The following is a 24,071-nucleotide window of genomic DNA, read 5'->3' as shown; positions in this document are numbered from 1 at the left end:
AAACCCTACAAGACTGAAGCTGAGTCGCCGATGAACCGTCACTTGGAGCCCTGATCGTGCGACCCGGAACCCTCCTTCAGTCCGCCATCCCGGTCCTCGCGGCCGCCCTGTTCCTGGGCAATCCATGGGCCAAAGCCGAGGCCGCACCGCTGGCGGAAAGGCTGGTCGGCCAGTGGTCCTGTCAGGCCCAGGAAAACGACGCCGCCATCGCCATGACCCTGAACTACCGCCTCAGCAACGGCTGGCTGATCGGCGAGATCACCGAGGACAACGGCGCCACCCTGCTCGACGTCTGGCTGGACGACGGTTCGACGCCGCTCGCCCTGCGCCGGGTCCTCTCCTACGACGCCACGGTGGAGATGAAACTGGTGGAGGAAACCGCCGAGCGCATAAAGCTTGAGGGCGAGATGCGCCACGTCCTCGCCAGCGGCGGGCCGGTGCGCGAAGAATTCCGCTTCACCGGCAACGACCGCTTCGACGCCCTCTGGGAAGCCGACCTGGGTGAAGAATGGGTCCCGATCCTCGCGCGCAGTTGCGGGCGGAGCGGCTAGGCCGGAGCGCGCCTGCCCTTCCCCGTCGACTCTCCGGCGAAAGTTGTATATACAACTTCGGTCCAGATCCGGAGTTTGCCTGCCATGTCCGATACTCCCACCAACTCAAGGCGTGACAACGCCCGCGTCATCCGCAGCCCCCATGGCGCGGAACTCTCCGCCAAGTCCTGGCTGACCGAAGCGCCGCTTCGCATGCTGATGAACAACCTCGACCCGGAGGTGGCGGAGAAGCCGGAAGAGCTTGTGGTCTACGGCGGTATCGGCCGGGCGGCACGGGACTGGAAGTCCTTCGACACCATCGTTTCCTGCCTGCAGAACCTGAACGACGACGAGACCCTGCTGGTGCAGTCCGGCAAGCCGGTCGGCATCTTCCCAACCCATGCCGATGCGCCGCGGGTGCTGATCGCCAATTCCAACCTGGTGCCGCACTGGGCCGACTGGGAACACTTCAACGAGCTCGATAAGGCCGGGCTCATGATGTACGGCCAGATGACCGCCGGATCCTGGATCTACATCGGCAGCCAGGGCATCGTGCAGGGCACCTACGAGACCTTCGTCGAGGTCGGGCGCCAGCACTATGGCGGCGACCTGAAGGGCCGCTGGATTTTGACCGGCGGCCTGGGTGGCATGGGCGGCGCCCAGCCGCTGGCGGCGACCATGGCCGGCGCCTCCATGCTGGCGGTCGAATGCCAGCCCAGCCGTATCGAGATGCGCCTGAAGACCGGCTACCTCGACCGTCAGGCCGCAACCCTGGAAGAAGCGATGGCGATCATCGAGGACGCCAAGGCCAAAGACGAAGCCGTCTCCGTCGGGCTGCTCGGCAACGCCGCAGAGATTTTTCCGGAGATGGTGGAGCAGGGCATCCGGCCCGATGCCGTAACCGACCAGACCTCCGCCCACGATCCGCTGAACGGCTACCTGCCGGCGGGTTGGACCTTGCAGCGCTGGGAGGACGAGAAGACCAGGAATCCCGACGCCGTGGTGCAGGCGGCCAAGGAATCCATGGCCGTGCAGGTGCGCGCCATGCTGGACTTCCATGCCCAGGGCGTCCCCACCTTCGACTACGGCAACAACATCCGCCAGATGGCCCAGGATATGGGCGTCGAGCATGCCTTCGACTTCCCCGGTTTTGTGCCGGCCTACATCCGCCCCCTCTTCTGCCGCGGCATCGGACCCTTCCGCTGGGCCGCGCTGTCAGGCGACCCGAAGGACATCTACAAGACCGACGCCAAGGTAAAAGAACTGATCCCCGACGACACCCATCTGCACAACTGGCTGGACATGGCGCGTGAGCGCATTCAGTTCCAGGGCCTGCCGGCGCGGATCTGCTGGGTCGGCCTGGGCCAGCGCGCCAAGCTGGGCCTCGCCTTCAACGAGATGGTCGCCAGCAGCGAGCTCTCCGCACCTATCGTCATCGGCCGCGATCACCTGGACTCCGGCTCCGTCGCCAGCCCCAACCGGGAGACCGAGGGCATGCTGGACGGCTCCGACGCCGTCTCCGACTGGCCGCTGCTGAACGCCTTGCTGAACACCGCCAGCGGCGCCACCTGGGTGTCGCTGCATCACGGCGGCGGGGTCGGCATGGGCTACTCGCAACACTCCGGCATGGTGATCGTCTGCGACGGCACCGAAGCCGCGGCCCGGCGCATCGCCCGGGTGCTGCACAACGATCCGGCCACCGGCGTCATGCGCCACGCCGATGCCGGCTACGAAATCGCAAAAGACTGTGCCAGAGAGCAGGGACTCAACCTGCCGATGCTGGACTGAGGCGACGGTCCTAAGGGAAACTAAAACAAAGCTTTTTGGGTTGCTAACTTGGGAGACGAGACATGAAGAGACGTGCATTTTTGAAAGCCGGCGGCGCCGGTGCCGCGGTCGCTGCGAGTTCCGCTCTGGCCGCCCCGGCCATCGCGCAAGGCAAGATGCAGTGGAAGATGGTCACGGCCTGGCCGAAAAACCTGCCCGGACCGGGCGTCGCCGCACAGTTGCTGGCCGACCGCATCACCGCCCTCTCCGGCGGTCGCATCGAGGTGAAGCTGTTTGCCGCCGGTGAACTGGTTCCCGGTCGCGGCGTCTTCGACGCGGTTTCCGAAGGCACCGCCGAGCTCTATCACGCCGTCCCTGCCTACTGGGGTTCCAAGTCCAAGGGCATCCTGCTGTTCGGCTCCCAGCCCTTCGGCCTGCGCGCCGACGAGCAGGTCGGCTGGCTGACCCACGGCGGCGGCCAGGCGCTTTACGACGAAATGTACGGACGCTTCGGCCTGAAGCCCTTCCTCTGCGGCAACTCCGGGCCGCAGTGGGCCGGCTGGTTCAGCAAGGACATCAACTCGGTCGACGACCTGAAGGGCCTGCGCTATCGCACCACCGGCCTGGCCTCTGAGATGTGCGCCAAGCTCGGCATGGCGGTGCAGGCCATGGGCGGGCGCGACATGTTCCAGGCGTTGCAGTCCGGCGCGCTGGACGCCGGCGAGTTCATCGGCCCCTGGACCGATTCCGCCCTCGGCTTCTATCAGGTCGCCAAGAACTACTACTGGCCCGGCGTGGGTGAGCCCTCTTCGGCGGAGGAATGCGGCGTCAACCTGGAAGCCTACAACGCCCTGCCCGACGACCTGAAGCAGGCGGTCGCCCTGGCCTGCGAGTCGCTCTACAACCCGGTCTGGACCGAGTACACCACCAAGCATGCCGCCGCTCTGCAGAAGCTGGTGGCCGAGCAAGGCGTGCAGGTGAAGATGCTGCCGGAGAGCGTCATCGTCGCCATGGGCAACGCCGCCGGCGAAGTGATGACCGAGTTGCGGGAGGACGACGACGAACTGGTGAAACGGACCGTCGAGAGTTTCCTCGCCTACCGCTCTTCGATCGCCGACTACATGGTCTACGCCGACAACGGGCAGATGAACGCCCGCGCACTCGACTATAAATACTAGCAGGCTGGCGCAACGACGTTGTTGCAGTCATTCTCCTTCCGTCACCCTCGGGCTTGTTCCGAGGGTCCATGACGCCGTGGCGAGGCGGCTGAACCATGGATGCTCGGGACAAGCCCGAGCATGACGGCGGAGAATGATCAGGGACCATTGCGTCACTAATTCGGCGCTTCGGGGAAACCAACCATGCAGCTTTGGATCGCCCGGCTCGATGCCGTGAACCATACTGTCGGCATGGGCGTGCGCTGGTTCGCCTTGCTGATGGTGCTGTTACAGTTCGCCGTGGTGCTGCTGCGCTACGTCTTCGGCATCTCCTTCATCTTCCTGAACGAGGGCGTGCTCTACATGCATGCCGCCCTTTTCATGCTGGGCGCCGGCTACACCCTGCTGGCCGATGCCCATGTGCGCGTCGATATCTTCTACAGCCGCTTTGCAAAGCGCGGCCGCGCGGTCATTGACCTGGCCGCCGCCCTTGGTTTCCTGCTGCCCTCCCTGCTGATGCTGCTGTGGTTCACCTGGCCGTCGGTGCGCAATTCCTGGGCGGTGCTGGAGGGGCCGATCTCGGTCGGCGGCATACCCGCTTCCTTCCTGCTCAAGTCCCTGATCCCGGCCTTCTGCATCCTGCTGATCGTGCAGGGCCTGGCCGGGATGCTGCGTGACCTGCTGTCCCTTCTCGAGAAACGGAAATCGGCGTGATCGAATACCTCGACCTGCTGATGTTCGCGGTGCTGATCGGCGCCATCCTGCTCGGCTATCCCGTGGCCTTCACGCTGACCGGCGTCGCGGTGATCTTTGCCGCGCTGGGCTGGGCCTTCGGCGTCTTCGATGTCGGGCTGCTGGGCGCGCTTTCCCAACGTATCTTCGGCCTGCTGACCAACAACGTGCTGATCGCCATTCCGCTTTTCGTCTTCATGGGCGTGGTGCTGCAGCAGAGCCGCATCGCCGAAGACCTGCTGGAAACCATGGGGCGCCTCTTCGGCAGTCTGCGCGGCGGCCTCGGCGTTTCGGTGATCCTGGTCGGCGCGCTGCTGGCCGCCTCCACCGGCATCGTCGGCGCCACCGTGGTGGCCATGGGCATGATCGCTCTGCCCACCATGCTGCGCAACGGCTACAACCCGCGCCTTGCCTCCGGCGTGGTCTGTACCGCCGGCACCCTGGGCCAGATCATTCCGCCCTCGACCCTGCTGATCATCCTCTCCGACGTCATGTCGAACGCCTATCAGCAGGCCCAGTTCCGCCAGGGCCTGTTCACCATCGACACCATCTCCGTCGGCCAGACCTTCGCCGCGGCCCTGCTGCCCGGCCTGCTGCTGGTGGCCATCTACATCGCCTACATGCTGGCCAAGGCCTGGCTGTCTCCGACCGATGCTCCGGCGCTGGTTCAGCCCGAAGAGCAGCCGTCGCGCAGCAGGGTTTTCGGTGCCCTGATCCCGCCGGTAGTTCTCATCGTCGCGGTGCTCGGCTCTATCCTGGGCGGTGTCGCCACCCCCACCGAAGCGGCCTCGGTCGGCGCTGTCGGCGCGCTGATGCTGGCCGCCCTGCGACAGGGCGGCTCACCGCACCTGATCTATGCCGGGGGCGCGGCGCTGCTGGGCCTCGGCATTCTCGCCCGTCTCGCACCGGTGCGTCTGCAACGCGCCGATACCGGCGCACTCGACTGGCTGCTGGGCGTCTTTGCAATGGTGCTGGTGGCCGTGGCTCTGGCCGCCGTCGGCCAGGCGCTGCGGCGGGCCTGGCGTGCCGAGATCCTGAAACCGGTGATGACCAGCACCATGACGGTCACGGCGATGATCTTCGCCACCATCCTCACCGCCAGCGTTTTCTCGCTGGTGTTCCGCGGCCTGGGCGGCGATGCCCATGTCGAAGAGATCATCGCCGCCATGCCCGGCGGCGCCGACGGCGCCCTGCTCTTCGTCATGGCCCTTATTTTCGTTTTGGGCTTCTTCCTCGATTTCGTCGAGATCTCGGTCATCCTGCTGCCGTTGGTGGCGCCGGTGCTGATCCTCATGGGGCACGATCCGGTCTGGCTGTCGATCCTGATCGCCATCAACCTGCAGACCTCCTTCCTGACCCCGCCCTTCGGGTTTTCGCTGTTCTACCTGCGCGGCGCGGCCCCGAAAGAGGTCACCACCGGCCAGATTTACCTGGGCGTCCTGCCTTTCATCCTGCTGCAGCTTTTCGGCATGCTGCTCCTCTGGTTGTGGCAGCCGCTTGCGACGGTACTGCCCAAGCTGCTGTTCTAGAAAAGATTTCCCGGCAGTAGCCGTTCGACCAAAGATTTATTAGCCTTTTCTGAATTCTCGGCCTCTTTCTGGAATCGTTCAAAATCACAGAAATGTCATGTGCAATGTGGCTGAGCACCCCCAATTATCCTGGCATCGGGAGAACGCCTGTTTCGCAGGTGTCCATGAGGGAGTGGGGTAACATCATGAATCGCAAGATCGCCATTGCCGGCGCTATCGCCGCCCTGGTGGCAGTTGTCGCCATCAGCCAGACCAACGAAGGCCAGAGCACCCTGGCCTGGATCTCCGGGGAAGACCCGCAGGACAAAGTACTGACCAATCCGAACAACGGTCAGCCGGTCACCCTGGAAGCGGTGCAAAAAGAAGCGGAGTGGCGCAAGGACACCGCCGAGCAGCTGCGCAAGCTCGACTAGATCGGATCATGTTTTGACGGAACCACTTTGTGGTTGCGCCAAAACATGTGAATCCGATCAACATCAAACAGTTAGAGCAGATTCACCCGGTCGCCAGATATCCCAGGGGATCGCCTTCGGCGATTCCATCCGACCGGGATCTGCTCTAGGGTCTTTCACAGTTTGACGGCACCGGCCCACTCCCCCTCCCGGCCACCCAACGCCAGTATCCTATGGGTGGCCGGGAGGGGGAGTGGGCTGGAACCGATTCGACGTCAGTCGAAAACGCTATAGCGCAGACTCTTCACGCGCCTACTTCAACTCGACGGAAATACTGCGCTCATTGCCCGAGCGCACTTCGAAGTTGGCCCGGCCGTTCCACTGGCCTTGCCGAGCCAGCACGATGTAGCGCCCTTCGCGCAGCCAGAAGCGTCCACTGGCGGCACTGCGTGTGGTCACGGGTTTGCTGAGCGACGCATCGCTTGCCTTGAAGACCTGCCAGTCCACGGTCTCCTCGATCGTCGGGCCGCCGCCGCCACGCACCGCCGAAAAGGCGACCGCGCCAGCGTTCAGGTCCAGGGTGTACTTATAGGTATGGCCGGCCGTGATCTCAATGGTGTGTTTCGCCAGGGAATCACGCGTCTTCGCCTGGACCACATAGTGACCGGCCGGCAACACCACCCGCGGGTTGGGGCTCTTCACAGCGGCCACCCGGTGACGCTGGCCGGTCGCGTCGCGGCCATAGGTCAGGACTTCCCAATCGATCGCCGACGTCAGTGGCAAGGCCCCCCGGTGCGGAATGACCCGCAGGTGCGCCCAGCCCGCATTCAACGATATCCGATGGGTCAAAGCCTTGCCGGCGACGTCGAAGGTCGAGGTCACCGAGGTATCGCCGTAGCTTGCCTCGACTTGGTAACGCCCCTGCGGCAGAGCGATTTTGAGCGGCGCGCCGATCTTCGTATCCACCGGCTCCAGCCGCCCGCCCGGCGCGACACGCGCGATATTGAAGGTGACGGATTCGCGCATCGGCTTGGCGCCTTCGGCGATCACCACCTGCAGGGTTACCTGCTGGGCCTTGGTATCGGCAGCCGCAGCATCGAGCATCGCAATACCGGGGGCCCCTGTCAGGAGCCCGCAGATCAGCAAGGAAAAAAGATGTCGTGGGAAAAGCCTAGCGGCAGGCATGGTCGTTGACCCTCTTTCGTCACCCAGATCCGAAGAAAAGCACTATGCCGCCCTCTCCGTTTAAAAGCGATGAACGTTTGCGCCGAGTTGTCACAAATCCCCGGCAGCGCGCCTGCAGGACTGGTGAACCTTCTGCGCAAAGATGCCAGCTTCGGTTCGTCGCAAAGGTTGCGCTATCGGCGGCAGAAGACCGCGGCTAGACTGTTGCAATGCCGAGTCTTGCAACGCCCGTCTTCTCCGCCTGGCTGATTGTCTTCTTCTGCTTCCGGGTATCGGCCGCAGCGGCGGAACCGCAAAGCGTTCGCCTCGAGCTGTTGCTGGCGGTCGACTGCTCGTCGAGCGTCACCGAACAGGAATTTCGCCTTCAGATGCTGGGGATCGCCAGCGCCTTTGAAGATCCGGCCGTTCTGGCCGCCATCGAAGACAGCCGGCCGCAGGGTATCGCCGTCAGCCTGCTGCAATGGTCCAGCGTCCATGCCCAGAGCCTGACCATCGGTTGGACCCATATCGCCAGCGCTGAGGATGCCCTCTGGTTTGCCCAACTGGTGCGCCGCAGCGAACGCCAGATCAAGGGCGGCGCCACCGGGATGAACACAGCCATGCTCGAAGCCATTCGGGCGATCCGGCGGAATGACTTTGAGGGCGAACGCAAGGCGATCGACGTCTCCGGCGACGGCCGCGCCAACGAGGGCGAATCACCGGCGCTGGCCCGGGCCCTGGCGAACCAGGCCGGTATCACCGTCAATGGCCTGGCAATTCTGAACGAAGAACCGAACCTCACTGACTACTATGCGGCCTGGGTCGTCGGCGGCCCCGGAAGCTTCCTGATGACAGCCGACAATTTCGAAGACTTTGCCGAGGCGATGCAGCGCAAGATCTACTTTGAAATCACCGGTGCCCCCATCGCGGCGGCACCAGGCACAGGGCTTAGCGCGCAAGCGAACAGCAGCATCCCGCCTAAACGTCAGCCGGTTCTACGTGAGCGGCGGTGACCAGAAAGTCGCGAAAAGCTTTCACCTTCGGGCTCTCCAGGGCCCCGGGCAGATAGACCAGGTGATAGGCCAGGTCACTCAGGACCGTGAGGTCGAAGGGCTTCACCAGGCGGCCCGTCTCCAGGTCTTCGGCGATCAGCGAGGTCCGCCCCAGGGCGACACCCTGACCTTCCGCCGCGGCATGCAGAATGACCGTCGCATCGTCGATGATGGGGCCGCGGCGCGGATCGATGTCGGTCACCCCGGCAACAGCCAGCCATTGAATCCAGCCGTCGTGGTCGTCCTCGTGCAGCAGCGTATGATGACGAAGATCGCTTGGCCGCCGCAGCGCATTCTTGCCGTCTAAAAGTGCGGGGCTGCAGACCGGAATGTAGTCGACCCTCAGAAGAAATTCCGAAATCAGACCCTCCCAGCGGCCGGCGCCAAAGCGTATCGCAACGTCGACATCGTCGTGGCGCAGATCGGTCGTCTGGATGGAGTGATGGATCCGCAGATCGATCTCCGGGTGCTGCGCCCAAAATCGCGGCAGGTGATGGATCAGCCACTTCGCCCCAAAGGCCGGCGTGATCGAAACGGTCAGTATGCGCGACTCACCATCGTGCCGCAGCTTGCCGGCAACCTCTGCAATACGCCCGAAGCTCTCGTTTACCACCGGATAGAGTGCCCTGCCCTGATCGGTCAGGATCAGCCTGCGGATCAGACGCTTGAACAGCGGAAACCCAAGATGGGTTTCCAGCGCCTTTACCTGATGGCTCACCGCCGCCTGGGTAACATGCAGTTCCTCCGCCGCCTTGGTGAAACTGAGATGCCGGGCACCGGCCTCAAAGGCCCGCAGCGCGTTCAGGGGAGGCAGTTCCTTCACCGACCTATACCTTAGATAAATTAATGCATTGGATGAGAAAGTGTCAGTTGTCGAATTCTGAGTAATCTATATTTTATTGATATACAGAAGAAATCAAGTAAGTAGACGACAGAAAACTCCATATCACGATTGATATAAGTGAGAAATTCTATGTCTGAAATCTTGCTCTACAGCATGACCCGGGCCGGCGGCAAGCTGCCGCCACCGGGCATCAGCGATCCCTTCGCGCCCCGAGCTCGGCCGTTGTATCGTCGCCGCAAAAGGCGGCCAAGCCGAACCCTGGCTTGGCTGCGCCGCTTCGCCGGTCGTCGCCTGCTGGGACTGGGCGCCGGTGCCCTGCGGCTCGGCCAACGCTGGGCCACGCCGGTCTGCGAGACCGCCGCTGTGCCTCGGCTCAGGGCCCTACCTTGAAGGAGTTCAGGCCAGCCAGCGTGTCAGGAAGCCGCGCAGCCAGGCCTCCATGGGCGCGTCGAACCGGGCCGCCGCCGCCAACTGCGCGACCTTGGACTGGGCGCCGGGCTCTTCCAGCATGTGGCTCGCTTCGCGCATCCAGCGCTCCATGACCGGGCGCGAAACCTCGGGGTGAAACTGAATGCCGTAGGCATTGGCACCGTAGCGAAAAGCCTGATTGCGAAAGACCGGGCCGGAGGCCAGCAGCTCCGCACAGGCCGGCACCTCAAAGCCCTCGTTGTGCCATTGGTAGACATGCATGGCATCGCCCAGAAAACCTTTCGACGCCGGGGTTGGATCGATCTTCACATAGCCGATCTCGTGCAGGCCCTCGTCGTGGCGCGAGACCGTCGCCCCCAGTGCCCGGGCCAGCATCTGCCCGCCCAGGCAGATGCCGAGAAAAGGGCGTCCCGTCTCCGCCCAGCCGCCGATCCAGTCGGTCTCGACACGCAGATAGGCCTTATCTTCGGTATGGTTCGCACTCTCGGCACCGCCATAGACGATCGCCGCCTTAAAGTCGCTGTCGAGCGGCGGCAGAACGTCGCCGCGCCCGGGCGAACACCATTCGATGGCGTATCCCATTTCCTGAAGCATCCTGGAGGCTCGGTCATCCCGCTGGCCGATGGGATGATCGATCAAGAGAACGGTTTGTTTCATCAAGGCTCCGTCTTCGCAGTCTGTGAGGTAAGAAAAGCACTCATATGAAACGCTGCCTGAGGCGCTTCGTAGCAGAACTCCGCTGCGACCGGACAGGCCCGGCGCGCCAGGCAGCCGCCCGACAGGCAGTCCGCGCCCGCCGGTGTCTGCAGATGAGCCGTGCAGGCCGCCACGTCATAGCCGGCCGCCGTAGAGGCTTTTACCTGGGTAAAGGCGTCTACCGGACAGGCCGTTAGACATGGTTGCCCGGCGCAGGTTTCGCAAGGCGATGCAACGTCAATCGGTTCATCAAGCGCCAGGTGCTCCCCCAAGGCGACAGCGCCGCGGTAAGCGTGCCAGAGACCGTAGTCCGGATGGATCAGCATGCCCAAGGGCGATGGACTGAGCGCTTCCGCGCGGCGCGCCCAACGCAGAAAGGGATGATAAGGCGCGCCCCCGAAGGGAAAAAGCGCAAGACCGTCCAGGCGCACCGCCAGACCGCCGATGATACGGATGCTCCAGCGGTTCATCGGGTCCGGCCGCCCGTCGCCGGCCTCCGGCGATGCAGCGAACTGCTGCCAGAGACTGCCCCCAAGATTGCCGAGCAGGATCAGCGTGCGGCTTTCGCCGCCGTCGCGCTGCGGCGGCACGCCATCGCCGGTTTCGCAGTGAAAGGCGCCGCGCAACCGCAGCCCCTCTTCTCCCGCCAGCCGCGCGATGTCGCTGAGATCGGCTGCCCTCATGCTTCGATGATTTCCTGGCCCGGCCAGTCCACGATATGGTCTTCCAGATCCTCGTCGGCGATCAGCGTCTCGGAGACCACGCGGCCGCGCACCGAAATACCCGCTTCATGGACCGAGTTCGGATCGCCGGACACCAGGGGATGCCACCAGGCAAGATCCCGCCCCTCCGCCAGCCGTCGATAAGCGCAGCTCGGCGGCATGAAGTTCAGTTCGGCGACGTTCTCCGGCGAGAGCTGCACACAGTCCTCAACGACGGCCTTGCGGTTGGCGTAGTCGCCGCAACGGCAAGCCTTTGTATCCAGCAAATGGCAGGTGACCTCGGTATGCACGATCTCGCCGTCATCCGGGTCTTCCAGCTTGATAAGGCAGCAACGTCCACAGCCATCGCAGAGAGCTTCCCACTCCGCCGAGGTCATCTCAAAGAGCGATTTTCGCTGCCAGTAGGGAAGCCGATCCATGGCCCCAGCCTAGAGCAGATCCGGGTTGGATGGAATCGCTGAAAGCAATCCATCCAACCCGGTGAATCTGCTAACTGTTTGATGTCGATCGGATTCACATGTTTTGTCGGAACCACGAAGTGGTTCCGACAAAACATGATCCGGTCTGGCACGAGAAGGATCGCGACAGAGCGTCAGGCCGCGGGACGCATGGCCCTTTCCGGCAGCACGATCTCAAAGCGCCGGCGGATTTCAGCGTCCAGATCCGCCGGAATGGCCTGCGGCCAGTGTTCGGCCAGGACCTTGCGCGCCTGCTCCCGCGCAGCTTCGCGAATATCCCGCGCGCCCTTCATTTCCCAGTCGTCGCGGTTATCGCGGTCCAGCAGGCTGGGATAGAGATACTCGCTGTTCATCAGGGCGAGGGTCTGAGGATGCCCGAGGAAATGCCCGACGCCTTTGCAGACCTCGTCGATGACCGGAATGGAGAGCGACTCCTCCGTAACCTCGATACCTTTGAGCATACGCATGATCTCGCCGTTCACATCGTTGTCGATCACGAACTGCTCATAGGCGACGGTCAGCAGGCTCTCCAGGAAACCGGCCGAGTGATGGATATAGTTGGACCCCGCCAAGGCGGCGGCCAGGCCGGTGATACCCTTCTCAGCGCCGGCCTGGGCGTCGGGCACCTTGGCATCCGATATGCCCGAAGAGTTGTAGATCGGCACATCGAGATACTGGGCGATCTGGGCGCAGGCGGCGTTCAGCAGCGCGAATTCCGACGATCCGCCGACAAAGGCACCGCTGCGCAGATCGGCCTGGGCCGGCACGCAGCCCATCAGCAGGGGATGGCCGGGGCTCAACAGGTTCACATAGACGATGCCGGAAAGCTGCTCCGCGATGATCTGCACCAGGGTACCCGCCAGGGCCGCCGGCGAGGTGGCCCCTGCCTGGGGGGCGGAGGAGATCGCCACCGGCAGGCCCTGGGCGACGATCTGGTCGAGAATCTCCACCGTCTCCGTCGCATAGCGCAGCGGGCTCACCGTCCAGCAGTTGCTGTAGGAAATGATCGGACGGCGGTCGAGCGCCTCGGCGCCGCCGGCCAGGATCTCGGCCATCGCCCGCTGCTCGGCAACCTTCTCCGGCAGATAGGCATTGGCCATGACATGCTTTTCGGTCGCCGCCAGGCAGGCATAGAACTGATTGAGATCGATCTGCTCGTTGGGCAGGTCGCGCGGCACCACCGGGCGCATGTAAAAGTGAATATGTTCCAGGGTATCGCAGAGGCGGCCGATGTCGTAGTTGTCGGAGAGCCTGGTTTCGCGAACCTCGCCGTCAAGATCCAGAATCTTCACCGCCTGCCCGCCGGTGCCCATGTAGACCCTTTGTCCGCCGAGCTTCAGGTCATGGGCCGGGCTGCGGCCGGCCAGCAAAACTTCACGGGCCGCCGTCTGCAACCCGGACTCGATCAGTTTTTGGCCGATGTAGACGCGGTTTGCATCGTCGTCGATACGGCAGCCGGCGGCGCGGAAGACCTCGCGGCAGGGACTGGGCGCAACTTCGATGCCGGTTCGCTCCAGAACCTCTACAGCCGCCGCCACGATCCGCGGGACATCACCTTCTCGCAGAGGGCGGTAGGTCCCGCCGCTCAGACCCGCGGGCGCCACATTGCTATGGGGACGCTCGGCGGCGCGCCCGCGGCCCCGTCTGTTGCCGGCCATCGCTCCTCTCCCGCACTGTCCAATCGGCCGCGGTCGTCGGCCCTCGAACCCCAAGCTTGGCGCCTTCCGGACGAACGGCTTTTCTTAATCCGACCAAAAGTGTCGCAGGGAACGGTCTGGTGAAGGGCCAGAAAAGAAAGAGCCTCGGCGTCAACCGGTCAAACCGGCTGACGGCCAGGGCTCCTGCCAGGACCCATGTGCGGCATCCGGCGTTGTCAGGCCGCGCGAACCTTTTCGATGAACTGCTCCACTTCACGGCGGAGATTCTCGGACTGCTCCGAGAGCTGGCTGGCGGCACTCAGCACTTCGCCTGCCGAGCTGCCGGTCTCGCCCGCCGTTTTGGTCACGGACGCGATGTTGCCGGTCACTTTGTTGGTGCCCTCCGAGGCCTGCTGTACGTTGCGGGCGATCTCCTGCGTTGCGGCGCCTTGTTCTTCCACAGCCGCAGAGATACTGCCGGCGATCTCGTTGATCTGCTCGACGGTTTCACCAATGGTACGGATCGCCGCCGCCGCATCGGTCGTCGCCGATTGTATCTCGCCGATCTGCTGAGAGATTTCCTCGGTGGCCTTGGCAGTCTGGGTCGCCAGCGACTTGACCTCGTTGGCGACCACGGCAAAACCCTTGCCGGCTTCACCGGCGCGCGCCGCTTCGATGGTCGCGTTCAGCGCCAGCAGGTTGGTCTGCTCGGCAATGTCGGAGATCAGGTTCACCACCTCCCCGACTTTTTGCGCCGCATCGACCAGACCTTCGACCTTGCCGTTGGTGCCCCGTGCATGTTCCACCGCCTTGTTCGCCGTCTCCGACGAGCGCGAGACCTGACGGCCGATCTCCTCGATCGAAGCGGCAAGCTCCTCCGCCGCCGAGGCGACAGTCTGAACGTTGCCCGAAGCTTCTTCGGAGGCGCCGGCAGCGGCCTTGGCCTGCTGCTCGGTCTCGTCGGCCGCAGAAGACATGGACTCTGCCGTCGTCTGCATGGTCGTAGCGGTCGATGAGACGGAATCGACGACCGACTTCACGCTGACTTCAAAGCCATCGGCCAGTTGGCGCATGGCCTGCTGTTTTTCCTGCTCCGCGCGCTTGGCGGTCTCCAGTTTTTCCTTTTCCAAGCGGCGCTGCTCTTCAGCATTGCTGCGAAACACCTGGACCGCATCGGCCATATCGCCAATCTCGTCATGACGGCCAACACCGGGAATCTCGACCGCAAGATTGCCGGATGCCAGCTCTCCCATGCTGGCGATCATCCCGGAGATCGGCCGGGTGATGCTGCGCGCGATCAGCATCGAAATCACCGCAATACCCAGTAGAATGGCGGTGATGATACCACCGAGCACCGTGGCCTTCTGCCAGAAGATTGCATCCAGATCATCGATGTAGACGCCAGTGCCGACGATCCAGCCCCAGGGCTCAAAGCCCTTCACATAAGATTCCTTCGATACCGCTTCTTCGCTGTTCGGCTTCGGCCAGAGGTAGGTAACATAGCCGGCTCTCTCGGCACTGACGACCTTGACAAACTCGACGAAGATCTGCGTGCCGGCCTTGTCTTTCAGGCCGCTCAAATCCTTGCCGTTCAGGGCCGGTTTGATCGGGTGCATGATCATGGCCGCCTGCATGTCGTTGACCCAGAAATAGTCGGAGCCGTTGTAGCGGATATCGCCAATCGCGGTCAGGGTCAGGCGCTGGGCCTCTTCGAGCGAAAGCTCACCCGCCTCCGCGCGCTTGTGGTTTGCCTCGGCAATTGCCACCGCGCTTTCCACCAACTGGCGCAGCTCATTGCGCTTCTGCTCGACCAGCGAGCTACGCAGATCGACCAGGATCACACCGGCAACGATAACCAGGCCGACGGCTGACAGCGCAATCAGCGTCAATACACGATGGGCGATCCGAAAGGACCGAAAGGCCTTGAGCCGCATGGGATTTCCTCTTGATGCAACAACTACCCAGAAGCGGAAGCTAATCGCTCAGGCCTTAAACTTTCGTTTAATCTAAACGCTGGAATCCTTTAGTTATTTGGCATCGAGCAAAGCCGATTAAGCTGATTTAAAGTGACCAGCCCCCGACCTTTCGTCAGCGTAAAACCATGGTGCAAGAGTCGATCAGCGTAGGTCTTATACACTTTATAGGTGTATTTTATCAATCTTTTTCTATCAATACTACAGCCCGGAGAAATCGAAGGCGGTCAGCAGCTCCTGCTTTGTGGCCTGCCAAAAGAGTGCTAAAGAGGAATAAAGTTGTATATACAACTTCATCAGAGAGGCACGACAGGTGACCGGAGATCGCTACATACTGAAGGCTGGAACGCTGACGCTGGAGAGGCTCTGCGGGATTTGGCGGCAGGCGCAACCGATCACCCTGGACCCTTCCTGCTACGCGGCCATTAACGCTTCGGCCGGCTGTGTCGCAGCGGTGGTCGCCGAGGGGCGCCGGGTCTACGGCATCACAACCGGTTTCGGCAGCCTGGCGCGGCAGACCATCGCCGCCGACCAGGTCGCCGAACTGCAGAGCCGACTGGTGTTGTCGCACTGCACCGGCGTCGGCGCGCCCTTGGATGACCGCGTCGTCCGCCTGATCCTGCTGATGAAAATCAATGCCCTGGCGCGCGGGCACTCCGGCATTCGCGCCGAGGTGATCGACCGCCTGATCCTGCTTTTGAACGAGGCGCTTTATCCGGTCATTCCGGCGAAGGGTTCGGTCGGCGCCTCCGGCGACCTGGCGCCCCTGGCCCATCTCTCGGCCGTGCTGCTGGGCGAAGGCCATCTCCGCCATGGCGGAGAGGCCCGCCCCGCGCGCGAGGTCATGGCGGAGCGCGGGCTGGAGCCGATCGAGCTTGCCGCCAAGGAAGGGCTCGCCCTTCTGAACGGCACCCAGGTTTCAACCGCCCTGGCGCTCCACGGCCTGTTCCTGGCCGCCGATATCTTCAGCGCCGCCATCACCGCCGGCGCCCTCTCGGTCGATGCGGCCCTGGGCAGCGATACCCCCTTCGACCCCAGAATTCAGGCACTACGGGGACACCACGGCCAAATTCAGGTGGCGGCGTGGCTGCGCGATCTGCTGGCGGACAGCCAGATCCGGCAGTCTCATCTCGACTGCGACCGGGTTCAGGACCCCTACTCGCTGCGCTGCCAGCCACAGGTCATGGGCGCAATCATGGATGTCTTTCGGAACGCGGCCCGCAGCCTCACCATCGAGGCCAATGCGGTTTCCGACAATCCCCTGGTTTTTGCCGACACCGGCGAAGTGATTTCCGGCGGAAACTTCCATGCCGAACCGGTGGCCTTCGCCGCCGACAGCATTGCCATGGCCCTGTCGGAAGTGGGCGCTCTGTCGGAACGCCGGATGGCGCTGCTGGTGGATGCCCACATGAGCACCCTGCCCGCTTTCCTGGTTGCCGAACCCGGCCTCAATTCCGGCTTCATGATCGCCCACGTCACCGCGGCGGCCTTGGCCTCGGAAAACAAAATGCTCTGCCATCCCGCCAGCGTCGACAGCCTGCCGACCTCGGCCAATCAGGAAGACCACGTCTCCATGGCGACCCATGGCGCCCGCCGCCTGTCGGACATCGCCGAGAACGCCGGCTACATCGTGGCCATCGAGCTGATGGCGGCGGCCCAGGGTATAGACCTGCGCCGCCCTCTCAAAACCTCCCCAAAACTCACCCGGGCCATGGACGCCATTCGCGGACGGGCGGCCTTCCTGGCCGACGACCGCTTGCTGGCACCGGATATCGAGGCCCTGGCGGAACTGGTCAACAGCGGCTGGTTCACCACCGAACTTCTGGAGCGCAATTGCCTGACCGACGCTTAATCGCCAAAAGCTAATATGGCGCCGAGGTTTAGCCGCTGGACGCAGGCGGAAAAGCATCTGTATACTGATGGTGGCAGAGGATTTGTTGGCACTCGGACGAACCGCATAAGACGGTCTTCGAGTGGCTTAATCGAGGTTTCGATCTCCTTCAGGGGTGACCAACTTGTCCAGCTTATCCGAACAGACACAACTATCCGATCCGAACGAGAGCGACGAGTCGCAGCCGGCGGAAGGCTTCATCCTGGACCATCAGGTCCAGCATCTGCTGCGCCGGGCGCATCAGCGTGCTTCCTCCATCTTCCTGACCGTGCTCGCCGACGCCCAGCTGACGCCGACGCAGTTCTTCGCCATGGCCCGGCTTCACGAGACCGGCAAGCTTTCGCAGAATCGCCTGGGCCGCATGGCGGCAATGGACCCGGCAACGATTCAGGGCGTCATCCGGCGCCTGCAGGAGCGCGGCTTCATCGTTCGCCTGCCCGACCCCAATGACCGCCGCCGCATGGTTTTGAGCCTGTCGCCGCTGGGCCAGGAGACCGTCTCATCGATGCTGACGGACGCCAGACGCATTGGCGGCGAGATTCTGGCGCCCCTCGATCCCGAGGAGCGCGAGACCTTCATGAGCCTGCTGAAAAAGCTGGTCTGACTGGTCGGCTTGGGGCACCTGGAAGGGGCTTAGGGCACCGTCCAGGTGTTACCCTTCTTGAGCAGCTCGGCCAGGGTGCCGGGATGGGCGCTGTGGGCTGCCTCTACCTCGGCCAGCACGCCGGCTTCGTAGCTGCTGGGTGCCGGGTCGCAGAAGACCACACCCATGGCGACCGGAAGGCTGGGCGGCTGCATGGCCACCAGCAGGGTTGCCATGGCCCGGTCGGTTTCGTCGTGCACCAGAATGTCCGCCTCGGTAATCCCGTCTTCACCCAGCGTCACCGCCTCCAGGGCCAGGCGGCCGGGCTTCAGACGCAGACCCTTGTCGCGCTCCTTGCCGAAGAGCATGGGCTTGCCATGCTCCAGATGGATCTGGGCATCTGCCGCGACCGAGCGGTCGGTGAAACTGGCAAAAACATCGTCGTTGTAGACGATGCAGTTCTGAAAAATCTCCACCAGCGAGGCACCGCGGTGTTCGCGCGCCCGCTTCAAGACCACCGGGAGGTCCTTCTGCTGGGTATCCACCGAGCGGGCAAAGAAACGTGCACCCGCGCCCAGGGCGAAGGCGCCGGCAGACACCGGCGTGTCGAGCGATCCGCCCGGCGTGGAGGGCGAGCGCGTACCAACACGGGAGGTCGGCGAGGCCTGCCCCTTGGTAAGACCGTAGATCTCGTTATTGAACAACAGAAACTGCAGATCGACGTTGCGCCGCAGGACATGCAGCAGATGATTACCGCCGATCGACAAAGCATCGCCGTCGCCCGACACCACCCAGACGTCGAGTTCCGGGTTGGTCAGCTTCACCCCGGTGGCAAAGGCCGGCGCGCGGCCGTGAATGGTGTGGAAGCCATAGGTCGAGAGATAGTACGGAAAGCGCGCGGCGCAGCCGATGCCGGAAATGAAGACCGTCTTCTCGGTCTCGACCTGCAGTTCGGCCAGGGTTTTCTGTACCGCTTTCAGGATCGCATAGTCGCCGCAGCCCGGGCACCAGCGCACCTCCTGGTCAGAGGCATAGTCCTTGGCGGTCTTCGGTGGGGGCGTCGCGATATTCATGTCAGGCCTCCAGGCGGGCGCGCACCGCCGCCTCTATCTCAACAATCTTGAACGGCTTGCCGGTGACCTTGTTCAGGCCCTCCGCCGGCACCAGGAATTCACTGCGCAACAGGGTGACCAGCTGTCCGTCGTTCATCTCCGGCACCACGATCTGCTCGAAACCGGCCAGCAGCTCGCCCAGGTTCCGCGCCAGCGGCCAGATATGGCGCAGGTGCAGATGGGCAACCGGCAGGCCCTCTTCGCGCAGGTTGTCGACCGCCCGGCTGATCGGCCCGTAGGTCGAGCCCCAGCCCACCAGGACCAGCCGGTCATCGGTGCCGCCCTGTTCTAACTGCTGAGGCGGAACATCCTTTGCGATACCCAGAACCTTGTCGCGGCGCAGGTTGGTCATCAGTTGATGGTTGTCCGCGTCGTAGGAGATGTTGCCGCTGTTGCTGGCTTTCTCGATCCCGCCGATACGATGCTCCAGCCCGGGCGTTCCGGGGACCGCCCAGACACGGGCCAAGGTCTCCGGGTCCCGCTTGAAGGGGTGGAAGCCCTCCGTCTCGGTTTCAAAGGCGACCGGAAAACGCGGCAGCGCATCGGCATCGGGCAGCGCCCAGGGCTCCGCCGCATTGGCGATGTAGCCGTCGCTCAACAGGATGACCGGGGTCATGTATTTCGTCGCCAGGCGCACCGCCTCTATCGCCACGTCGAAGCAGTCGGCCGGCGAACGGGCGGCCAGGACCACCAGGGGGCTGTCGCCGTTGCGGCCGAAAACCGATTGATAGAGGTCGGACTGCTCGGTCTTGGTCGGCATGCCGGTCGACGGCCCGGCGCGTTGGGAGTTGACGATGACCAGCGGCAGCTCGGCGGAGATCGCCAGGCCGACTGCCTCGGTCTTCAGGGCGACCCCGGGCCCGGAGCTGGAGGTGACGCCGACGCCGCCGGCATAGGACGCACCGATGGCCGCACAGACCGCAGCAATTTCGTCTTCGGCCTGGAAGGTCACCACGCCGTGGTTCTTCAACCCGGCCAGGGTATGCAGCAGCGAGGAAGCCGGGGTGATCGGATAGGAACAGAACACCAGCTTCAGATCGGCGCCGCTGGCGCCGGCCACCAGGCCCCAGGACAGGGCTTCCGCCCCGGTGATGTTGCGATAGAGGCCGGGCGCGATCTTCGCCGCCGGTATGGAAAAGGCGGCCAGGTCCTCACCCATCTCCGCCGTCTCGCCAAAGGCATGGCCGGCGTTGAGCGCGGCGATATTGGCAGTGGCGATTTCGGGCCGCTTGGCGAATTTGCTGGTCAGCCAATCCTGGGTCGGCTTGCGCTGGCGCCCGAACATCCAATAAACCAGCCCCAGCGCCCACATGTTCTTGCAGCGCAGGGCCTCCTTTTTTGTAAGGCCGGAATCCTTCAGCGCGTCCTGAGTCATCTGCGACATGTCGACTTCGACGATCCGATAGTCGCCGAGGCTGCCGTCCTGGCGCGGATCCGCGCTGTACCCTGCCTTGGTGAAGTTGCGCTCGTTGAACGAACCGGAATCGATGATCAGCAGCCCACCCGACTTCAGCTCCGGCAGATCGACCTTGAGCGCCGCCGGATTCATCGCCACCAGGACGTCCAGGTCATCGCCGGAAGTCTTGATGACCCGGGCGCCGAAATTGATCTGAAACGCCGAAACGCCGAAGGTGGTCCCAACCGGTGCGCGGATCTCGGCCGGGAAGTCCGGAAATGTCGCCAGGTCATTGCCAGCCAGCGCCGTGGACAGCGTGAACTGGCTGCCGGTCAACTGCATGCCGTCACCGGAATCCCCGGCAAAACGCACCACCGCAGAGTCAAGAACCCGGCGGCCTGAGGGCCCGGCCTTAAGAGCCGTCGAACCTTCCATTCCTAGAACCTCTCACTGGATAGGGGCAGAACACGCTTCAGCCTGCCTGCTCGGCGTGAATATGGCCCTGAGGCTCAGGTTTTGCCATCGCCATCTTTGAAAACATCATATTCGGCCGTAAAATTTTTAAAATCACAATTTTTGTATGTGTATAGCTCAATCCGCCCGCCGCCGGGCGGATCGCCCGGAGCGGTCCAGAACCGCCAGCATTTCCGCGACCCGGCTGAGTTTCTTGCGTGGCATGCCCGGGGCGGCGGCATCGACTTCCGCCGCCTCGATCTCCTTCCAGCCGTCATAGCCGATCCAGGCCGCGCCGCGTTCATCCAGCAGGTCCTCCAGGGCCACGCGTCCGGGCTTGGCCGTCTGCGCGCCGGCCAGATCGGTTTCGATATGCCTGGCGATCTCATCCGCGTCGGGCTTGTTGGTCCCGATAACCCCGGTGGGGCCGCGGCGCGCCCAGCCGACCACGTAGAGCCCCTTGGCCACGCGCCCGTGACGGTTGGTAACGACGCCCTTGTTCCGGTCAAAGGGAATGCCCTCCAGCGGCTGTGCCCGCGTTCCGATCGCCGCCATCACAGCGCCGCACTGCAGGTCAAAGGTCTCGCCGGTGCCGACCGCGTGGCCAGCCTCCACCCGGGTCTTTTCCAACCGCAGCGCCTCAACCCTATCACCGCCCAATACTTCAAGCGGACGGGAGAAAAACTTGAAATGAACGCGCTTGCGTTTGCCCGCCGCACTGAGCCCGGCAAAGCCGCGCAGGGTGTCCAGGTTCTTGGCCTGCAGACGTTGTTCCCGCTCGCCCGCCTCCGGGGCGGGACCCTCGGGCAGTTGCCCGGGATCGACCAGCGGCACGCAATCCTCTAGCCGCGCCATCTCGCGCAGTTCGACATTGGTGAACTTGGAATCCAGGGGTCCGCGGCGGCCGATCAGGTAAACGTCGCGAACCGGTGCGGAATGCAGCACTTCGGCGGCATAGTCCGGCAGGTCGGTGGTCGCCATCTCCGCCGGGGTTTTGACCAGAACCCGGGCGATATCCAGGGCGACGTTGCCGTTGCCGATGATGGCAACGCTGTCGGTGTCCAGATCCGGCGCCAGGTCCCGGTGCGCCGGGTGGCCGTTGTACCAGCCGACAAAGGCCGCCGAGCCATAAACGCCCGGCTTGTCGCCGCCTGGAATCTTCAGTTCGCGGTCCAGCGGGGCCCCGACCGCAACCACCACCGCGTCGTAGAGGCTGCGCAGTTCCTCCAGGCGGACATCGCGCCCCACCTCTACATTGCCGTAGTAGCGCACCGCCTCGTCTGCAGCAGTACGATCATAAGTGCGTGCAACACGCTTGGTGGATTGATGATCCGGCGCGACGCCGAAGCGAACCAGGCCAAAAGGGGTGGGCAGACCCTCAATAAGGTCGATCCGGTAGTCCAGGCTGGACTTTAGCAAAGCTTCTGCTGTGTAGAAGCCGCTCGGCCCAGCGCCAATAATCGCCACGCTATATGGCATGCCATCCCCGAAAGCGACGCATCCAACCTCCCTGGGAATTGATCCTTCCATCGGCACCCCGCAATGGCAAGCGGCTTGGAGCCGGGAGCCGGGAGACCGATTAGGAACACAGTCCGCACCGCAACTGCCTGAAGACGCCGCCCTGCCCACTGCCGGCCGGGAATGAGGGGAGAAAGCCTCGGCCCGGAACAGGGAAAGACGACGCAAGTCGTTGACTTCGCTTCTTTTTCTACGATGTCGCGATTCAGACACGATTTGTCGCCGAAGGTGAAGCCGATCAAGGCCCGCAAACGCCACTAATGATGGGGTGGGGCGGCTGGCTGCCCATTTGCCACAGGGCCTTTTGTCACGGGGCCTTTTGCCACAGGGAAACGAGCATGGCAGACGACGACGATCTTGATCTCAACAGCCTTGACGATGACGAACTCGTCAAGCAGATGCACGACGACCTCTATGACGGCCTCAAGGAAGAGATTGAGGAAAGCGTCAACATTCTGCTCGGCCGTGGCTGGACACCGTATCGGGTTCTGACCGAGGCCCTGGTGGAAGGCATGCGTATCGTCGGCATTGATTTCCGCGACGGCATTCTGTTCGTGCCGGAAGTCCTGCTCGCCGCCAACGCGATGAAGGGCGGCATGTTTATTCTGCGCCCCCTGCTCGCCGAAACCGGTGCTCCGAAACTCGGCACCATGGTGATCGGCACGGTAAAGGGCGATATCCACGACATCGGCAAGAACCTGGTCTCCATGATGATGGAAGGCGCCGGCTTCGAGGTTATCGATCTGGGTATCAACAATCCGGTCGAGAACTACCTGGCCGCCCTGGAGGAGCACAAACCCGACATCCTGGGTATGTCGGCCCTGCTGACCACCACCATGCCCTACATGAAGGTCGTTATCGACACCATGAAGGAAATGGGCATTCGCGACGACTATGTGGTCCTGGTCGGCGGTGCGCCGCTGAACGAAGCCTTCGCGGAAGCGGTCGGTGCCGATGCCTACTGCCGCGATGCCGCGGTGGCGGTGGAGACGGCGACCGAGTTCATGAAGCGCCGTCACAACCAGACGCAAGGCGTCGCCTGAGCGCCCGCGCCGCCGGTAAGGGAAGCTGATCATGCCCGCCCCCGCCCTCCAAGCTGTCGCGCACTGCCCGGAACGCACGCTCATTATCGCTTGCGGAGCCCTGGCCCGAGAACTGGTGGAACTGGTGCGCGTCAACGCCTGGCGGCATCTGACCATCTCTTGCCTGCCGGCCGCCTGGCACAACACGCCGGAGAAAATCCCCACGGCGGTGCAAGAACGCATCCAGACCGCCAAGGAACGCTACGACCGCATTTTCGTTCTCTACGGCGACTGTGGAACCGGCGGTGAACTGGACCGAGTCCTGCGGGCCGAAGGGGTGGAGCGGATCGACGGCCCGCACTGTTATTCCTTCTTTGCCGGCAGCCAGGTCTTCGATGCGCTGGCAGAGGCAGAGATCGGGACCTTCTATCTGACCGACTACCTGGCGCGGCACTTCGACCGCCTGATCGTCCAGGGCCTCGGCCTCGACCGGCATCCCGAACTACGGGACCTTTATTTCGGGAACTACAAAAAAGTGATCTATCTGGCCCAGACCGAGGACCCGGACTTGCAGGCGCGCGCCGCGCAGGCTGCGGCCCGCCTGGACCTTGCCTACGAATACCGCTTTACCGGCTATGGCGAGATGGCCCAGTTCCTTGAGCAGAAAGTCGACGTGCCGAAGGAGCCGGCTTCATGGCTCAGCTGACCATCGTCTACTGGCGTGACATTCCGGCCCAGGTCATCGTCAAGGCCGGACGCAAGAACGCCAAAATCCAGCTGACCGAGCGCTTCGAGAAGGCTATCGACCGGGCCGCCATGCGCGCCAAGCTGCACGGCAGCGACGCCTATCTTGAGGAGTGGCGCCGCGGTACGCCGAGCGACTGCGGGGACGACCTGGAAGCAGAGGCCGCCGCCGCCGCCGGCCGGCTGGAAAACGAATACGACGATACCCGCCTGGCCGAACTCGTGGCCGCCGGCGGGCTCAACAGTCTATGATCTGGTAAAGGAAGTTTG

23 protein-coding genes are annotated in these 24,071 nt (G+C 63.5%); 13 read left to right on the top strand and 10 right to left on the bottom strand.

The annotated features are described in order from the left end of the window. Positions 1–56: 56 nt before the first annotated feature. From HBA54_RS10160 to HBA54_RS10135, 6 genes are all read left to right on the top strand, one after another. Complete coding sequence (locus HBA54_RS10160; RefSeq protein ID WP_167224061.1) at positions 57–551, top strand: hypothetical protein; 495 nt, start codon at positions 57–59, stop codon at positions 549–551. A gap of 84 nt (positions 552–635) precedes the next feature. Continuing rightward, positions 636–2,318, top strand: a complete 1,683-nt coding sequence (hutU, locus tag HBA54_RS10155) for a urocanate hydratase (RefSeq protein WP_167224059.1) — start codon at positions 636–638, stop codon at positions 2,316–2,318. A 62-nt stretch (positions 2,319–2,380) separates the two neighbouring features. Then, the gene (locus HBA54_RS10150) at positions 2,381–3,475 is read left to right on the top strand and encodes a TRAP transporter substrate-binding protein (protein WP_167224057.1); all 1,095 of its coding nucleotides are present in this window, start codon (positions 2,381–2,383) and stop codon (positions 3,473–3,475) included. A 183-nt stretch (positions 3,476–3,658) separates the two neighbouring features. Next, positions 3,659–4,168: a TRAP transporter small permease subunit gene (locus tag HBA54_RS10145; RefSeq protein WP_167224054.1), complete on the top strand. Its 510-nt coding sequence runs from the start codon at positions 3,659–3,661 to the stop codon at positions 4,166–4,168. After that, the gene (locus HBA54_RS10140) at positions 4,168–5,715 is read left to right on the top strand and encodes a TRAP transporter large permease (protein WP_167224200.1); all 1,548 of its coding nucleotides are present in this window, start codon (positions 4,168–4,170) and stop codon (positions 5,713–5,715) included. Before HBA54_RS10145 ends, HBA54_RS10140 begins: the two co-directional genes overlap by 1 nt. Positions 5,716–5,900: 185 nt before the next feature. Beyond that, a complete protein-coding gene (locus HBA54_RS10135) occupies positions 5,901–6,128 on the top strand; it encodes a hypothetical protein (protein ID WP_167224052.1) in 228 nt (75 codons plus the stop codon). A gap of 291 nt (positions 6,129–6,419) precedes the next feature. Here the strand turns inward: HBA54_RS10135 and HBA54_RS10130 are convergent, their stop codons facing one another. After that, positions 6,420–7,211: an RgsD C-terminal domain-containing protein gene (locus tag HBA54_RS10130; RefSeq protein ID WP_167224050.1), complete on the bottom strand. Its 792-nt coding sequence runs from the start codon at positions 7,209–7,211 to the stop codon at positions 6,420–6,422. Between the two features lie 290 nt (positions 7,212–7,501). Between HBA54_RS10130 and HBA54_RS10125 the strand changes: the two genes are divergently transcribed. Beyond that, positions 7,502–8,284, top strand: a complete 783-nt coding sequence (locus tag HBA54_RS10125; protein ID WP_167224048.1) for a DUF1194 domain-containing protein — start codon at positions 7,502–7,504, stop codon at positions 8,282–8,284. Here HBA54_RS10125 and HBA54_RS10120 read toward each other — a convergent pair. Next, positions 8,250–9,146: a transcriptional regulator GcvA gene (locus HBA54_RS10120; protein WP_167224046.1), complete on the bottom strand. Its 897-nt coding sequence runs from the start codon at positions 9,144–9,146 to the stop codon at positions 8,250–8,252. The genes HBA54_RS10125 and HBA54_RS10120 overlap by 35 nt on opposite strands. A 150-nt stretch (positions 9,147–9,296) precedes the next feature. Between HBA54_RS10120 and HBA54_RS10115 the strand changes: the two genes are divergently transcribed. Further along, positions 9,297–9,557 carry a hypothetical protein gene (locus tag HBA54_RS10115; protein ID WP_167224044.1) on the top strand — a complete coding sequence of 87 codons (261 nt, stop codon included), beginning with the start codon at positions 9,297–9,299 and terminating at the stop codon, positions 9,555–9,557. Between the two features lie 6 nt (positions 9,558–9,563). On the opposite strand, the gene HBA54_RS10110 is transcribed toward HBA54_RS10115, so the two are convergent. The 5 genes from HBA54_RS10110 to HBA54_RS10090 form a co-directional block, all read right to left on the bottom strand. Beyond that, positions 9,564–10,253, bottom strand: a complete 690-nt coding sequence (locus HBA54_RS10110; protein ID WP_167224043.1) for a glutamine amidotransferase-related protein — start codon at positions 10,251–10,253, stop codon at positions 9,564–9,566. Next, complete coding sequence (locus HBA54_RS10105) at positions 10,253–10,975, bottom strand: hypothetical protein (RefSeq protein WP_167224041.1); 723 nt, start codon at positions 10,973–10,975, stop codon at positions 10,253–10,255. Before HBA54_RS10105 ends, HBA54_RS10110 begins: the two co-directional genes overlap by 1 nt. Further along, entirely contained in the window at positions 10,972–11,433 is a 462-nt protein-coding gene (locus HBA54_RS10100; RefSeq protein ID WP_167224038.1) for a YcgN family cysteine cluster protein, read from the bottom strand. The genes HBA54_RS10105 and HBA54_RS10100 overlap by 4 nt, the downstream gene beginning before the upstream one ends. 173 nt (positions 11,434–11,606) lie before the next feature. Beyond that, a complete protein-coding gene (locus HBA54_RS10095; protein WP_167224036.1) occupies positions 11,607–13,130 on the bottom strand; it encodes a trimethylamine methyltransferase family protein in 1,524 nt (507 codons plus the stop codon). A gap of 215 nt (positions 13,131–13,345) precedes the next feature. Next, positions 13,346–15,043, bottom strand: coding sequence for a methyl-accepting chemotaxis protein (locus HBA54_RS10090; RefSeq protein WP_167224034.1), 1,698 nt, complete (start codon positions 15,041–15,043; stop codon positions 13,346–13,348). Between the two features lie 352 nt (positions 15,044–15,395). Here HBA54_RS10090 and hutH point away from each other — a divergent pair, with 352 nt between their 5' ends. Both hutH and HBA54_RS10080 read left to right on the top strand, forming a co-directional pair. Continuing rightward, positions 15,396–16,934 carry a histidine ammonia-lyase gene (hutH, locus tag HBA54_RS10085; RefSeq protein ID WP_322096010.1) on the top strand — a complete coding sequence of 513 codons (1,539 nt, stop codon included), beginning with the start codon at positions 15,396–15,398 and terminating at the stop codon, positions 16,932–16,934. A gap of 163 nt (positions 16,935–17,097) precedes the next feature. After that, a complete protein-coding gene (locus HBA54_RS10080) occupies positions 17,098–17,577 on the top strand; it encodes a MarR family winged helix-turn-helix transcriptional regulator (protein WP_167224032.1) in 480 nt (159 codons plus the stop codon). Between the two features lie 29 nt (positions 17,578–17,606). Here HBA54_RS10080 and HBA54_RS10075 read toward each other — a convergent pair whose 3' ends face one another. From HBA54_RS10075 to HBA54_RS10065, 3 genes are all read right to left on the bottom strand, one after another. Next, positions 17,607–18,629, bottom strand: coding sequence for a 2-oxoacid:ferredoxin oxidoreductase subunit beta (locus HBA54_RS10075; protein ID WP_167224030.1), 1,023 nt, complete (start codon positions 18,627–18,629; stop codon positions 17,607–17,609). 1 nt (position 18,630) lies between these two features. Beyond that, positions 18,631–20,499: a 2-oxoacid:acceptor oxidoreductase subunit alpha gene (locus HBA54_RS10070; RefSeq protein ID WP_167224028.1), complete on the bottom strand. Its 1,869-nt coding sequence runs from the start codon at positions 20,497–20,499 to the stop codon at positions 18,631–18,633. 156 nt (positions 20,500–20,655) lie between these two features. Further along, complete coding sequence (locus HBA54_RS10065) at positions 20,656–21,996, bottom strand: FAD-dependent oxidoreductase (protein ID WP_167224026.1); 1,341 nt, start codon at positions 21,994–21,996, stop codon at positions 20,656–20,658. 377 nt (positions 21,997–22,373) lie between these two features. Here HBA54_RS10065 and HBA54_RS10060 point away from each other — a divergent pair, with 377 nt between their 5' ends. From HBA54_RS10060 to HBA54_RS10050, 3 genes are read left to right on the top strand one after another with little or no spacing between them, the layout of a single operon-like run. Continuing rightward, positions 22,374–23,078: a corrinoid protein gene (locus HBA54_RS10060; RefSeq protein ID WP_167224024.1), complete on the top strand. Its 705-nt coding sequence runs from the start codon at positions 22,374–22,376 to the stop codon at positions 23,076–23,078. A gap of 31 nt (positions 23,079–23,109) precedes the next feature. Beyond that, complete coding sequence (locus tag HBA54_RS10055; RefSeq protein ID WP_167224022.1) at positions 23,110–23,763, top strand: DUF1638 domain-containing protein; 654 nt, start codon at positions 23,110–23,112, stop codon at positions 23,761–23,763. Continuing rightward, positions 23,751–24,053 (top strand): virulence factor, encoded by a 303-nt coding sequence (locus HBA54_RS10050; RefSeq protein WP_167224020.1) that lies wholly within the window; start codon positions 23,751–23,753, stop codon positions 24,051–24,053. Before HBA54_RS10055 ends, HBA54_RS10050 begins: the two co-directional genes overlap by 13 nt. Positions 24,054–24,071: the final 18 nt, after the last annotated feature.

Source organism: Pelagibius litoralis, assembly GCF_011683915.1.
GTDB classification, from domain to species: Bacteria; Pseudomonadota; Alphaproteobacteria; order Kiloniellales; family Kiloniellaceae; genus Pelagibius; species Pelagibius litoralis.
Note: the sequence above shows the minus strand (reverse complement) of the source record. Positions and strands in the feature narration are given on the sequence as shown.

Excerpts from the sequence above, each read along its gene's own strand:
- HBA54_RS10130 (WP_167224050.1), bottom strand. The coding sequence starts at position 7,211 with ATGCTCGATGCTGCGGCTGCCGATACCAAGGCCCAGCAGGTAACCCTG.
- HBA54_RS10105 (WP_167224041.1), bottom strand. The coding sequence starts at position 10,975 with ATGAGGGCAGCCGATCTCAGCGACATCGCGCGGCTGGCGGGAGAAGAG.
- HBA54_RS10060 (WP_167224024.1), top strand. The coding sequence starts at position 22,374 with ATGGCAGACGACGACGATCTTGATCTCAACAGCCTTGACGATGACGAA.
- hutU (WP_167224059.1), top strand. The coding sequence starts at position 636 with ATGTCCGATACTCCCACCAACTCAAGGCGTGACAACGCCCGCGTCATC.
- HBA54_RS10070 (WP_167224028.1), bottom strand. The coding sequence starts at position 20,499 with ATGGAAGGTTCGACGGCTCTTAAGGCCGGGCCCTCAGGCCGCCGGGTT.
- HBA54_RS10100 (WP_167224038.1), bottom strand. The coding sequence starts at position 11,433 with ATGGATCGGCTTCCCTACTGGCAGCGAAAATCGCTCTTTGAGATGACC.
- HBA54_RS10065 (WP_167224026.1), bottom strand. The coding sequence starts at position 21,996 with ATGCCATATAGCGTGGCGATTATTGGCGCTGGGCCGAGCGGCTTCTAC.
- HBA54_RS10135 (WP_167224052.1), top strand. The coding sequence starts at position 5,901 with ATGAATCGCAAGATCGCCATTGCCGGCGCTATCGCCGCCCTGGTGGCA.
- HBA54_RS10150 (WP_167224057.1), top strand. The coding sequence starts at position 2,381 with ATGAAGAGACGTGCATTTTTGAAAGCCGGCGGCGCCGGTGCCGCGGTC.
- HBA54_RS10145 (WP_167224054.1), top strand. The coding sequence starts at position 3,659 with ATGCAGCTTTGGATCGCCCGGCTCGATGCCGTGAACCATACTGTCGGC.
- HBA54_RS10110 (WP_167224043.1), bottom strand. The coding sequence starts at position 10,253 with ATGAAACAAACCGTTCTCTTGATCGATCATCCCATCGGCCAGCGGGAT.
- HBA54_RS10055 (WP_167224022.1), top strand. The coding sequence starts at position 23,110 with ATGCCCGCCCCCGCCCTCCAAGCTGTCGCGCACTGCCCGGAACGCACG.
- HBA54_RS10050 (WP_167224020.1), top strand. The coding sequence starts at position 23,751 with ATGGCTCAGCTGACCATCGTCTACTGGCGTGACATTCCGGCCCAGGTC.
- HBA54_RS10095 (WP_167224036.1), bottom strand. The coding sequence starts at position 13,130 with ATGGCCGGCAACAGACGGGGCCGCGGGCGCGCCGCCGAGCGTCCCCAT.
- HBA54_RS10090 (WP_167224034.1), bottom strand. The coding sequence starts at position 15,043 with ATGCGGCTCAAGGCCTTTCGGTCCTTTCGGATCGCCCATCGTGTATTG.
- HBA54_RS10115 (WP_167224044.1), top strand. The coding sequence starts at position 9,297 with ATGTCTGAAATCTTGCTCTACAGCATGACCCGGGCCGGCGGCAAGCTG.
- HBA54_RS10125 (WP_167224048.1), top strand. The coding sequence starts at position 7,502 with ATGCCGAGTCTTGCAACGCCCGTCTTCTCCGCCTGGCTGATTGTCTTC.
- HBA54_RS10075 (WP_167224030.1), bottom strand. The coding sequence starts at position 18,629 with ATGAATATCGCGACGCCCCCACCGAAGACCGCCAAGGACTATGCCTCT.